The sequence below is a fragment of the Bacteroidota bacterium genome (assembly GCA_016718825.1).
Classification (GTDB): domain Bacteria; phylum Bacteroidota; class Bacteroidia; order J057; family JADKCL01; genus JADKCL01.
In genome coordinates, this window is record JADKCL010000003.1 from 290,690 (window position 1) to 304,241 (window position 13,552).

At 52.1% G+C, this 13,552-nt stretch carries 7 protein-coding genes; 2 read left to right on the forward strand and 5 right to left on the reverse strand.

Annotation, left to right across the window (positions count from 1 at the left end; translation table 11 throughout):
* Positions 1 to 18 precede the first annotated feature (18 nt).
* The 3 genes from IPN95_04925 to IPN95_04935 are packed head-to-tail and all read right to left on the reverse strand — an operon-like array spanning position 19 to position 9,128.
* Complete coding sequence (locus tag IPN95_04925) at positions 19 to 984, reverse strand: type IX secretion system membrane protein PorP/SprF (protein MBK9448751.1); 966 nt, start codon at positions 982 to 984, stop codon at positions 19 to 21.
* A 6-nt stretch (positions 985 to 990) separates the two neighbouring features.
* Complete coding sequence (locus IPN95_04930; protein MBK9448752.1) at positions 991 to 8,724, reverse strand: gliding motility-associated C-terminal domain-containing protein; 7,734 nt, start codon at positions 8,722 to 8,724, stop codon at positions 991 to 993.
* Between the two features lie 26 nt (positions 8,725 to 8,750).
* A complete protein-coding gene (locus IPN95_04935; GenBank protein ID MBK9448753.1) occupies positions 8,751 to 9,128 on the reverse strand; it encodes a hypothetical protein in 378 nt (125 codons plus the stop codon).
* 144 nt (positions 9,129 to 9,272) lie between these two features.
* Here IPN95_04935 and IPN95_04940 point away from each other — a divergent pair, with 144 nt between their 5' ends.
* On the forward strand, positions 9,273 to 10,043 hold the full coding sequence (locus IPN95_04940; GenBank protein MBK9448754.1) for a sulfite exporter TauE/SafE family protein: 771 nt from the start codon (positions 9,273 to 9,275) through the stop codon (positions 10,041 to 10,043).
* Positions 10,044 to 10,491: 448 nt separating this feature from the next.
* Complete coding sequence (locus tag IPN95_04945) at positions 10,492 to 10,815, forward strand: type II toxin-antitoxin system RelE/ParE family toxin (protein MBK9448755.1); 324 nt, start codon at positions 10,492 to 10,494, stop codon at positions 10,813 to 10,815.
* Positions 10,816 to 10,882: 67 nt separating this feature from the next.
* Here IPN95_04945 and IPN95_04950 read toward each other — a convergent pair whose 3' ends face one another.
* Together IPN95_04950 and IPN95_04955 are read right to left on the reverse strand one after the other, a co-directional pair.
* On the reverse strand, positions 10,883 to 12,199 hold the full coding sequence (locus tag IPN95_04950) for a homoserine dehydrogenase (protein MBK9448756.1): 1,317 nt from the start codon (positions 12,197 to 12,199) through the stop codon (positions 10,883 to 10,885).
* 59 nt (positions 12,200 to 12,258) lie between these two features.
* Positions 12,259 to 13,491, reverse strand: coding sequence for a PLP-dependent transferase (locus tag IPN95_04955; protein MBK9448757.1), 1,233 nt, complete (start codon positions 13,489 to 13,491; stop codon positions 12,259 to 12,261).
* Positions 13,492 to 13,552: the final 61 nt, after the last annotated feature.

The window sequence follows — 13,552 nt, forward strand, 5'->3', positions numbered from 1 at the left end:
TGGTTGATAGGTTCCCGCTCAAAATACCCGGGGACTTACCACAGATTCATTGCCAAATGAAAAATCGTAGCTGATCATCAACTCATGCGAACCGGAAGTAAACCTCCGCAGATCCGTGAAGGGATAATCGTAGGCATAGCCTGCCCGCAACTGCCGGTTGAATTGGTATTCGAGGATGCCGACGATGCCGTCTCCGGTGCGATAGCTTGCTCCGACGCCAAATTTCCCCCCAAAATACATGTTCATGTTGATGTCCAGTTCCAGCGGCGCACCGTAAACCTGCTTCAGCAAAACGGAGGGCTTGATTTTGAAATCCGGATCGATCGGGATGACGTAGCCGGCCATCAGGAAAAAGTGGCGCTTCAAGGCTGCGATATCCGATTCCTTGGAATTCAAACTGATCCCAGGACGGTTGTTGTCCAGCGAATTGACCAAGAGGTGCGGAATGGAGAGACCCGCAAAGAGCTTTTCCCCATAGAAAAATGCGCCGAATCCCGCGTTGGGCAGCAGCAAGTTGCGGCCATACATGGCGGGGACATTGTCATTGGGGTCGATCATGTGGGCTTTGTTCCAGTTGATCCGCCAATTGTAGAGCGTGCCTTGCAAGCCGAGTTGCAGCTTGTATTTGCCCATGGGAATGCGGTAAGAATAGGCTCCTGAAAGCCAGGTTTGGCCGATGTAGGACAATTGGTCGTTTACGATCGTCAAACCGAATCCATTTTTGCGCGCTGCATCGGGCGTATGGATGCTGAATCCGCCGGTGACGGGTGCCGAGGCGATCCCCAGCCATTGGCGCCGCACCAAGCCCGTAAGCGAGACCACATCGCGACTGCCGGCATACGCCGGATTCACGGTCAATGGATTGAAGTAGTATTGACTGAACATCGGATCCTGCTGCGCCTTTCCTTCGAAAGCCAACAACATCATCCATCCGACCAGCAATACGCCGCTCCACGATCTGTATTTTGATCTATGTATTCTCATTGTCAATTATCTAAAAATCACAATGTCACCCAAGATATCCGACTCACCTTCTTTCCCAGTGGTGAAAATGTAGTAATAAGCGCCATCCGGCAGAGGAGCGCCATTTTTGTAGTTGTCACCAGCCCAAGTATTGTCGTACTGATCCTTTTCATAGACCAGATTACCCCAACGGTTGAAGACCGCCAAATGGTTGTTGGGATACAGGCCGATTCCTACAATTTCGAAGAAATCGTTCCTCCCGTCATTATTGGGCGTAAAGGTGTTCGGAATTTCCAATTCCAGAGGGAGCACGACGAAGTTGCAAATTTCGACGGTGTCTGTGCATCCTGCGCTGTCGCTTGCTGTCAACGTCACACAGTACGTTCCGGGGATGTCATACGTATGCAATGGATCCACCGCCGATTCGATTCCGCCATCTCCAAATGCCCAAGCATAGAAACTCGCATTCTGACTCGTATTCAAGAATGTGACCGTATTGTTGGGGAATTGCAATTGTGCGGGCATTGTCGGATTGGAATTAAATCCTGCGATCACCGGCAATGGGTCCGTCAATGTTTGTGCGCCTGTGATTTGGCAGCCGTTGGCGTCAGTAGCCGTCACTGCGTAGCTTCCTGCACCGAGACCATTGAGGCTGCTGAGCGTGTCACCCGTATTCCACAGGAATGAATAGGTTGGCGTACCTCCCGTGACATTGACCACAAGTCCTCCGCTTGTGTCCGCGAAGCATACAATAGCCACGCTGTCCAAAACAAGCGCAAGTGGATTCGGCTCGGTGATGCTGATACTGTCTATCGAAGTGCAACCCAATGAATCAGTGACTTGCACCGTCCAAACGCCCACGCCTACGCCCAACAATGTATCATTGGTACTTGGCACGGTCGTATTCCACAAAAATTGAAACGGTGCGGTTCCACTTGAAACGCCGGCAACAGCCCAACCGTCTTGCCTGCCAAAGCAACTGACGTTGCTGCTCGCGATGATCGAAGCCACCGGCGACGCGCCATTCGCAGGCAAGTTCACGACCAAGGTATCTTCACAGAATAGGTTGTCCGTTACGGTGAGGAAGTAGGTTCCTACACCGATTCCAACCAAACTGTCAGCTGTGGAGCCGTTCCCCCAATGATAAATATAGGGCGAAACGCCACCTGTCACGGTCAAATGAATTGCCCCTGATGTTGAATTACATGTCGGCAAGGTCAAAATCGGCTGAATGGACAACGCTGCTGGTTCGCCAACGGTATCGGTAATCGCGAATGTACAACCCAAGCTGTCCTTGACCCAAACGGTATAAATTCCTCCGCTAAGGCCGCCAAACAAATTGTTATTGGTCCATGTCAAACTGTCGATGCTGTAGCTATAAGGCGGCAAACCTCCGGAAACAGGAAGAAACCCGATTTCACCGTTGGCATCGCCATTGCAAGTGACATCGTTAATGAAAATACTGGCTTGGATCGGAACCAGGGAATCAATCACCACCGTATCCACGACCACGCTGCAACCATTTGCATCGGTAAGGCCAATGACAAAGGTCCCGGCTCCCAAGGCCGTAAAATCCGGATTGGATTGAAGCGGACCGCCGTTGAGATTGTATTGATAAGGTCCCGTTCCACCTTGTGCATTGTTGACCCAGATTTCACCCAGTCCCAAGGGTTCGCAAGAAAGTCCGACAACAGAATCAACTGCAGAGAGGGCGTTGGGCTCGGTAATTTGGACCATCAGGGTATCTGTGCAGCCCAATTGATCTTGTGTCACCACCAAGTAATTTCCAGCCGGCAAGCCGGTAAAACTATTTGCCAACTGAAGTGGACCGGCATTGAGGCTGTATTGGAAGGGTGCATTACTACCGGTGGCAAGAACCCAAATTTCGCCATCGCTACCCGTGTTACAACTTACCATGGACAACGAATCCGTAGCAATAAGCCCACCCGGAATCGGAACGTTGACATTGAGCGTCAATGTGCAGCCATTCTGATCGGTGACCACCACCACATGGGCGCCCCCGGATACACCCGTGAAGCTGTTGCCCGGCTGCAATGGCCCGCCATCCAAGCTGAAACGATAGACAGGCGTTCCACCCGTTGTATTCAATATCCAGATCTCGCCGTCGTTGCCCGGGACACAAGATGAGGTTACTGTCGAATCGTTGGCTGCAAGAGGTGCGGGCTCAGCGACGACCAAACCATTGAAGACCAGAACACATCCGTTGGTGTCGGTGACGCCAATGGAATAAGTACCGGGTGCGAGACCAGAAAATGTATTGCCGGATTGCGCAGGGCCACCATTCAAGCTGTATTGATAAGGTGCTACACCGCCCGTTACACCATTCAAACTCACAATACCATCATTGGCGCCGTTGCAAGTCACATCCGTGCTCGCAGGTGTGCCCGTGATCACAGCGGGCTCATTCACAACGATATTCGTCAATGTCACGGTGCAGAGATTGGCATCGCGAATCGTGACCGTGTACGTGCCTGCTGTCAATCCGCCAAAGACATTCGATCCGCCAAACGGACCGGCGTTGAGGCTGTATTGATAAGGTCCTACCCCACCTGCACTGGCATTGATCGTGATCGAACCGGTGTTGCCGCCGTTGCAGAGGACATCTACGACAGCCGGGGTCCCGGTTATAGCCGCGGGTTCGTTGACTACAATATTATTGAGTGTGAGCGTACACAAGTTGGCATCCTGAATCGTCACCGAATAGGTACCGGCCGTGAGGCCCGCAAACACGTTGGATCCGCCAAATGGTCCAGCATTCAAGCTGAATTGATAGGGTCCAGTTCCGCCGGAGACGGCGTTGATGGTGATCGAACCGGTGTTGCCGCCGTTGCAGGTGACATCCACGACCGCAGGCGTACCCACAAGTGCAGCCGGCGAACTCACCACGATATTGGTCAGGGTGATTGTGCAAAGATTCGCATCTTGGATTGTCACCGTGTAGGTACCTGCGCCCAAGCTGCCAAAGACATTCGAAAGCTGGAATGGGCCTGCATTGAGGCTGTATTGGTAAGGTCCGACCCCGCCCGCAGCGCCGTTGATGGTGATCGAACCGTTGTTGGAGCCGCAAGTGACGTCGACCACGGCGGGGGTACCGGTGATCACAGCAGGCTCATTCACAACGATATTGGTCAAAATAACGGTGCAAAGGTTGGCATCCCGAATCGTGACCGTGTAGGTTCCTGCCGTCAATCCACCAAAGACATTCGACCCTTGGAATGGTCCGCCGCTCAAGCTGTATTGGTAAGGTCCTACCCCACCGGCGGTGGCATTAATCGTGATCGAACCGGTGTTGCCACCGTTGCAAAGGACATCGACCACGGCAGGTGTGCCCGTGATCACAGCGGGCTCATTCACAACGATATTCGTCAGTGTCACGGTGCAGAGATTGGCATCGCGAATCGTGACCGTATACGTGCCTGCTGTCAAGCTGCCAAAGACATTCGATCCGGCAAAAGGTCCAGCGTTGAGGCTGTATTGATAAGGTCCTACGCCACCTGCGGTGGCATTGATCGTGATCGAACCGGTGTTGCCGCCGTTGCAGAGGACATCGACGACAGCCGGGGTACCCGTGATAGCAGCGGGTTCGTTGACGACAATATTGTTGAGCGTGAGCGTACACAAGTTGGCATCCTGAATCGTCACCGAATAGGTTCCGGCCGTGAGGCCCGCAAATACGTTGGATCCGCCAAATGGTCCAGCATTCAGGCTGAATTGATAGGGTCCAGTTCCGCCGGAGACGGCGTTGATGGTGATCGAACCGGTGTTGCCACCGTTGCAGGTGACGTTCACGACCGCAGGTGTGCCCGCGAGCGCCGCCGGCGAACTCACCACGATATTGGTCAGGGTAATTGTGCAAAGATTCGCATCACGAATCGTCACCGTATAGGTTCCCGCACCAAGGCTACCGAAAACATTGGAACCCTGAAATGGACCCGCATTGAGGCTGTATTGGTACGGTCCTACACCACCGGAAGTACCGTTGATGGTGATCGAACCGTTGTTGGAGCCGCAAGTGACGTTGACCACAGCGGGTGTACCGGTGATCACGGCAGGCTCATTCACAACGATATTGGTCAAAATTACGGTGCAAAGGTTGGCATCGCGAATGGTGACCGTGTAGGTTCCGGCCGTCAATCCACCAAAGACATTCGAGCCTTGGAAGGGACCGCCGCTTAAGCTGTATTGGTAGGGTCCGACGCCACCGGCGGTGGCATTGATCGTGATCGAACCGGTGTTGCCACCGTTGCAAAGGACATCGACCACGGCAGGCGTGCCCGTGATCACAGCAGGCTCATTCACCACGATATTCGTCAGTGTCACGGTGCAGAGATTGGCATCGCGAATCGTGACCGTATACGTGCCTGCTGTCAAGCCGCCAAAGACATTCGATCCGCCAAACGGACCGGCGTTGAGGCTGTATTGATAAGGTCCTACCCCACCGGCGGTGGCATTGATCGTGATCGAACCGGTGTTGCCGCCGTTGCAAAGCACATTGACGACAGCCGGTGTGCCGGTGATGGCGGCGGGCTGATTGACGACAATATTATTGAGCGTGAGCGTACACAAGTTGGCATCCTGAATCGTCACCGAATAGGTACCGGCCGTGAGGCCCGCAAATACGTTGGATCCGCCAAATGGTCCAGCGTTGAGGCTAAATAGGTAGGGTCCAGTTCCGCCGGAGACGGCGTTGATCGTGATCGAACCGGTATTGCCGCCGTTGCAGAGGACGTTCACGACCGCAGGTGTGCCCGCGAGCGCAGCCGGGGAACTCACCACGATATTGGTCAGGGTGATTGTGCAAAGATTCGCATCGCGAATCGTCACCGTATAGGTTCCCGCACCAAGGCTACCGAAAACATTGGAACCCTGAAATGGACCCGCATTAAGGCTGTATTGGTAAGGTCCTACGCCACCGGAAGTGCCGTTGATGGTGATCGAACCGTTGTTGGAGCCGCAAGTGACGTTGACCACGGCGGGTGTGCCGGTGATCACAGCAGGCTGATTCACAACGATATTCGTCAGTGTGACCGTGCAGAGATTTGCATCTCGAATGGTGACCGTGTACGTGCCTGCCGTCAATCCACCAAAGACATTCGAACCTTGGAATGGGCCGCCGCTCAAGCTGTATTGGTAGGGTCCGACGCCACCGGCGGTGGCATTGATCGTGATCGAACCGGTGTTGCCACCGTTGCAGAGGACGTTGACAACGGCAGGTGTGCCCGTGATCACAGCAGGCTGATTGACAATGATATTCGTCAATGTCACCGTGCAGAGATTGGCATCGCGAATCGTGACCGTGTACGTGCCTGCTGTCAATCCGCCAAAGACATTGGATCCGCCAAACGGACCGGCGTTGAGGCTGTATTGATAAGGTCCTACCCCACCCGCGGTGGCATTGATCGTGATCGAACCGGTGTTGCCACCGTTGCAAAGCACATTGACGACAGCTGGTGTACCCGTGATGGCAGCGGGCTGATTGACAACAATATTTGTCAAGGTAACTGTGCAAAGGTTGGCGTCCCGAATTGTCACTGTGTATGTTCCAGCCGGCAAACCGCCGAAGACATTCGATCCACCAAAAGGACCGGCATTCAAGCTATATTGGTAAGGCCCGACGCCGCCTGCGGTGCCATTGATCGTGATCGAACCGGTGTTGCCGCCGTTGCAGAGGACGTTCACGACAGCAGGGGTACCCGTGATTGCTGCCGGCTGATTGACAACAATATTCGTCAAGGTTACTGTGCAAAGGTTGGCGTCCCGAATCGTAACTGTGTAGGTTCCAGCAGTCAATCCGCCAAAGACATTCGATCCGCCAAAAGGGCCTGCATTCAAGCTATACTGATAAGGTCCCACGCCTCCGGCAGTGCCATTGATCGTGATCGACCCCGTGTTTCCACCATTGCAAAGGACGTTGACCACGGCGGGAGTGCCGGTGATCACAGCAGGTTGGTTGACAACAATATTGGTCAAAATCCGCGTACAGAGGTTGGCATCCCGAATCGTAACGGTGTAAGTACCAGCTGTCAATCCACCAAAGACATTCGATCCGCCAAATGGACCTGCATTTAAACTGTATTGATAAGGTCCGACGCCTCCTGTTGTGGGATTGATCGTGATCGAACCGGTGTTGCCGCCGTTACAGAGGACGTTGACTACCACAGGGGTGCCATTCAATACGGCAGGTTGATTGACGACAATATTGGTCAGGGTGACTGTACAAAGATTGGCATCCCGAATCGTCACGGTGTAAGTGCCGGCTGTCAATCCGCCGAAGACATTCGATCCGCCAAACGGACCGGCGTTGAGGCTGTATTGATACGGACCGACGCCACCTGCGGTACCGTTGATGGTGATCGAACCGGTGTTGCCGCCGTTGCAAAGCACGTTGACGACAGCTGGTGTACCCGTGATGGCAGCAGGCTGGGTCACAACAAACGTATCCTGAGCGGTACAGCCTTCAAATACATCGAAAGTGCGCACGATATAGGTTCCGGCACATAAGCCGGTAATATTATCAGCTCCCGCGATTCCGTTTGCAGTACGAATCGTAGTGTTACCCGCAGTATTGATCCAGGTATAGTTCCATGGTCCTGTTCCTTGTCCCGTTGCCGTGGCGGTTGCCGTACACGCGCCGTTGCACAGTACATTCGTATTGGCGATAATTGGTTCAGGACAGCAAGTAATTTGTGCGCTGAAGAAGATATCCGGGTCGTTTTGGCAGGCAATGCTTCCCCAAGAACCAGATTCGCCGTCTGCCAATGTATTGACACTGATGCTCAAATCGGGGTTGAATCCAGGGATGCCGCAAGCATCCGTCGTGATGCGCCAGCAAAACACCCAATCTCCAATTCCCGGAGAGGTTGTAAGGCAGTTGTCTCCGAAGTTGTTGCCAGGGTTTCCATCATTGTTCCGGTCAAAATAGAAGCCGTTTCCCCAAACATTTCCAGTTGCTGTACTCGTGCAACCTCCTGGATACCAAGCCCATGTGCCGACCGTTCCATCGCAACTGGATGCAGGAGCTGTCGGGACGATGGTTGCCGGATTCCATCCTGATCCGAAGGTCAATTCGACACCGTGAAGCCAATTCGCGCTTTGCTGATTCCAGCCGGTTACCGTAAAACAAAAATCCACGACCGTTCCAGCTTGATAAAAGCCATTCGTAGGCAAAGGGTTCACTGTAAACGTGTGATTGACAAGACATGCTGCGCAGTTATTGTCATTCGAAAGGGTCATTGAGAAGTTCCCTCGGTCACCAATGTTCCCGCCAGAAATCTGTATGAGATACGTCCCGGGAAGCAACCCAGTGAAGGTCGTTGTCAATGAACTTGCATTGCCAGTAGCACAACCCATCCCGACAAGTGCACCGCAACCTCCTTGCCAGAGCGCAAAATTGGGGTTGTTAATGCCGCCTGTGATGTTCACGTTGAGTTCCGAACCCGTCAAAGTCACCTGATACCAAACGTCGGATGCGGGTGAAGCCGTGCTTGCATTTCCCTGCTGACAGCCAAGCATCGAGGGATAAGGACTGCTTGCAGTTGCAGCAAGATTGGTCGAATTGGTCGTCACGGCCGCGCCAACCCCGCGCGTCGGAATCGGTCCCGCAGTGCAACTTTGCGGTGTTGGCAACGCTCCTATGTTTTGCGCCGTCGCACAATTGTCATTGGCAGGTTGCGCAAAGGCCAAAGTCCCAACGCAAAGTAGCAATGTTGCAAGAAGGTATTTTAGTCGTCGAATTTGCATAGCAGAAAACGATTGTTGGGAAAATCTCAATGTTTGTAAGTCGCTTGAACCGATTCATAAATCACGCCGGCCGGGTGAATTTCAAATCGGCGATCCGGATCAAGCGGCGTGTTATCATCCATGGCAAGTGCGCCATTCACCAAACAATTGTTCGTTTGCATTTCAGAAGCTGAAAGCAAATGTACTTCAGCACCATTGTTGAACAACATAGTGCGGCGAACCGTTTTTTTGCGATACGAATCCAAATTTGCAGCACTAAATGCCGCATCAATCTGCCCAAGGGTGTATGTTCCTGTCGAAATAACGACGTAGGAACAGTTTCCTTGAGCGTTCATTTTACCGAAACAAAACAGGCCGACAAAGAGCAAGACAAACCAAATGCCTCGAAATTGCATGTTTTTCAACTTTTTGGGTTCTTTTTTCCGATCCTTTCCCGCTGATGGGACCTACAATAGAATGCAATGTAGAAAAAAAGTCCAAAAAAATAGCGGTCGGCCGATGACTACATTACGTGGTCTAGATGCGAAAATTGTCGAATTTGCCCGCCGATGGAAGGATACCACTACCTTTTGGCCATTGGAATAGGAATTCTCACTGGATTTGTCAACACGCTCGCCGGCAGCGGCACCCTTCTGATTACACCCTTTTTTATCTTCCTGGGCCTCCCTGCCGATGTTGCCAATGGCACTAACCGCTTGGGCATTTTCGCGCAGACGTTGGTCGGCTCATTCATGCTCAAGCGTCAATCCAATGTCAGCCTCAAAGGCTCCGAAATCCTGATCATTCCCTCGATGATCGGTTCGGTGGGCGGGGCATTGCTTGCGAGCCACCTGAACCCGAAGGTCTTGGAAGGCGTGATTGCAGTCGTGATGTTGTTGATGATCTACCCCATTGCACGCAACAGCGAGAAGTGGATGCGGGAAAAAAGCGTCTCCGAGGAATTTCACAGGAAGCCACTGCTGATTGTGATTTTCTTCATCTTGGGCTTCTACGGCGGATTCATCCAAGCCGGAACCGGCATTTTCATCTTGAGTGCCATCGTTCTCATTGCCGAACGCAGCCTTCAATACGCCAACCTGCTGAAAAACCTGATCGTGTTTTTCTTCACCATTCCCGCCCTTGCCATCTATATCTACTACGACGAAATCAACTGGGAAATCGGCTTGGTGGTCATGGTCGCCCAAAGTGCCGGCGCTTGGTTTGCCGCAAGATTCCTCGGGAAAAGCCCGAAAGCAAATCTGGTGGTGCGGTACCTGCTGATCGTGATTTTGGCTGTGAGCGGGGTGATCATGCTGGTGAAGCTGTTTCGGGCGATGTGAGTTTGGCGGTAGGGCCCCTGGTATCTGTCGTTTACCGAAAGCTGATACCAGATGCGCTCGCAGATGTTCTGAATATGGACCGATTTAATGTAAGTAGGGCAGAAATAGCGGTCTCCTGAAGAAAATACACTTAGGATCGCGGAAGATGCAACAAAAAAGTTCCTTGGCTCGGTTGATTTTCAGCTTGAAAAATACTAAAATTGCCTTAAAGGAAGCCATATGGATTTGAAGTTAAGCAAGACGAAGCTCGAAATCATCAAGAAGGTAGAAGCATCCGAAAACGGAGCCTTACTAGATTGGATTTTGCAAGAACTGGAATCAGTGCTACCATTCAGCTCCGATCAAATTCAACCCATCACGGAGGAAGAATATCGCACGGAGGTCGAAATCGGACTGAAATCGGCACGAAAAGGTCCTTTGTACACAAGCCAAGAAATCAGAACTCGCTATGCCAACCGAACCAAATCAACGCCCGCTTAGGGTACAGTGGACCGAAGAAGCCGAGATTGACCTAGACAAGATTTGCGCCTTTCAAGCACTGATTACTTCGCAGTTGGTTGCTGATCAATTGCATAGCAATATACTAAATCAAACTGACCAACTTGGATTTTTACCTTATTTGGGAATGAAGGATGTGGTCATTGGAAAAATGGAGGAAAACGTACGCTGCATTCTTCTAGGCCATTTCCGCGTTGTTTATGAGGTTGCGGAAGAAGAAATCAGAATCCTTCGTGTATTTGATATGAAAAGAAATCCAATCAGCTGGAGCTAATAGCAACAAAAGAACGCCGCAAAACTGGGCGCTCTTTTGGCTTTTACATGAACTTAAACACTAGAAATCAAACCAATACCACCCCTTCTGCTTCCGCTCTCACACTCACTCTCACACTGTTTTTCTCCTCAGGAAGCAAGGCAAAAAACACATCCTTCCACTTTCCCGCACGTTGCAGGCGCAGGAGCTCACTGAGGCGCACGCGCCCCGTCAGGTACGCGTATTCACGGCTGCGGAAACTTTCTTCTATCTCAATGAATTGAATCTCACTCAGCACCCCGACATCCGCATACCGGAAATATACCCGCACCTCAAAGCCCAAATTCAAAGCCGAACCAAGTTTTCCAGCATCTCCCGAGTTGCCCTCTTTGGCTGAATTCACCCCTATCCCTGATTCTCCAAATTCAGAAAATTCTGCTCCTAGCTCGCGGTATTCATACCCGTACCCATAGCTGATCGCACTCAGGTCGCTCAGCACCGCCGAACCGGTCGGATGGCTACCGGCTCCCTTGCCGAGCAACATTTGCCCTTCGAGAAAGGCGCCTTCCAAAACGACCGCATTGTACTCTTCTTCAACGGAATACAAACGATGACTAGGTGCCACGAATTGCGGCGCCACCACCGCCCTGATTCGGTCTCCATCGGCTGCTGCCCGCGCCACGAGCTTCAATTTCCATCCATTTTCCCTTGCAAAGCGCAGTTCCGGATTTCCCAAATTGGAGATGCCAAATGCAGGAATATCCTCCGGTGCCACAATCACCCCGAATGCATGGGCAATCAGAATCGACAATTTGTAGGCCGCATCGATGCCTTCGAGGTCCAAACGCGGGTCAGATTCCAGAAATCCTTCGTCGAATGCCAATTCCAAAGCATCCTGAAAACTCAGTCCATCCCGGAAAACCTTGCTCAGGACAAAATTCGAACTTCCGTTGAAGATGCCTTCGAGGCCCTTGAGCAGGTCATTGTCGTAGTATTCCTCGAGGTTCCGGATGATCGGAATGCTCCCACAAGCGGCTGCTTCATATAGGATGGGTAGGCCATGTTTGCGTTGCAAGGCCACCAATTCCGCGAAATGCTCGGCTATCAGGCGCTTGTTGGCCGTGATCACGGCTTTTTCGTTTTCGAGGGCGGCTTTGACAATTTCGAATGCTGCGTCGGCATCGTCGGTCAACTCGACAATGACATTGATGTGCGGATCGCGCAAAACGATATTGCGGTCGGTCGTGAACAGTTCGGCGGGCAAACTGCGGGCCTTACCGCCATCACGCACAACGATTTTTGAAATATTGGCAGAGATGCCTTTTGCTTGTTCCAGCGCGGCCACAAACCCTTGTGCCACAGTCCCGAAACCGAACAAGCCGATATTTAAATGTGCTCTTGACATGGAAGTGAAAAGTTAAAAGTGATAAGTTAAAAGTGAGAAATAAGGGTTGAGATGTTTTGCTAACGGGCGACAGCGGCATTTTCAATTAGCTTCGCTGAACCCTTCGGGTTTACTGACGTGATGTGCTTCGCAGTTCTCAATTCTTCATTCTCAATTATTTCCAGCGCTTGCGCAATATCCTGGATGAGGTCATCGACATGCTCGATGCCGCAGCTGAGGCGCACGAGGCTGTCGTTGACGCCTGCGGCTTGTCTTTTGGCGGCAGGCACACTCGCATGGGTCATGGTGGCCGGATGACAAAGCAAACTTTTGACACCGCCGAGGCTTTCGGCGAGTTTGAAGAGCTTGGTCTGCGTCACGAAGGCCTTGGCCGTTTCCAAGCGGTCGTCCTGAAAGCTCAGGCTCAAAACACCTCCGAACAAACGCTGCTGCTGCTTCGCAACTCCATGATTGTGATGGCTTTCCAATCCCGGATAATGCACTTTGGCGACGGCCGGATGGGCTTGCAAAAATTCGGCGATGGCCTGCGCATTTTGGCTTTGACGCTCGATGCGGAGGTTGAGGGTTTCAATGCCGCGGATGCAAAGCCAGCTGTCAAAGGGGCCCAAAATCGCGCCGGAGGCATTTTGAATGTATTTGATCTGGGCGGCAATCTCAGGGTCTTTGGCGACCACCAATCCGGCGACGACATCGCTGTGACCGGCTAAATATTTGGTGGCACTATGCACCACAATATCCGCCCCCAAATCCAGCGGACGCTGCAAGGCCGGAGACGCGAATGTATTGTCTACCACGAGCAAAGCGCCGTTTGCATGGGCAATCTTGGCGATTTCGGCGATGTCGCTCACCTTGAGCGTGGGATTCGTCGGCGTTTCCAACCATACAAATTTCGTCTTGCTGCTGATCGCTTCGGCGACATTCTCCACGGAAGTCGTGTCAACATATTGAATATCAATTCCCAAGCGGCTGTAAATGCCCGTAAAAATGCGGTAAGTGCCACCGTAGATGTCATCGACCGCGAGCACTTCGTCGCCTGCATTCAGGAGTTTGATGACCGCATCAATCGCCGCCAATCCGCTGCCAAATGCAAATCCGGAATGCCCGCCTTCGAGCTCAGCAATCAGATTTTCAAGGACTTTCCGCGTCGGATTGCCGGTGCGGCCGTAGTCAAAACCCTGATTCACGCCGGGTGCCTCCTGCACAAATGTAGAGGTCTGATAAATGGGAACTGAAATTGCGCCGGTCAATGGATCAACAGGTACAGCATGGATAACTTTTGTGTCAAAATTCATAACAATGGAGAATGAAAAATGGAAAATGGAGAATGGTTTTTTGAAAATTGAAGGATCGAAA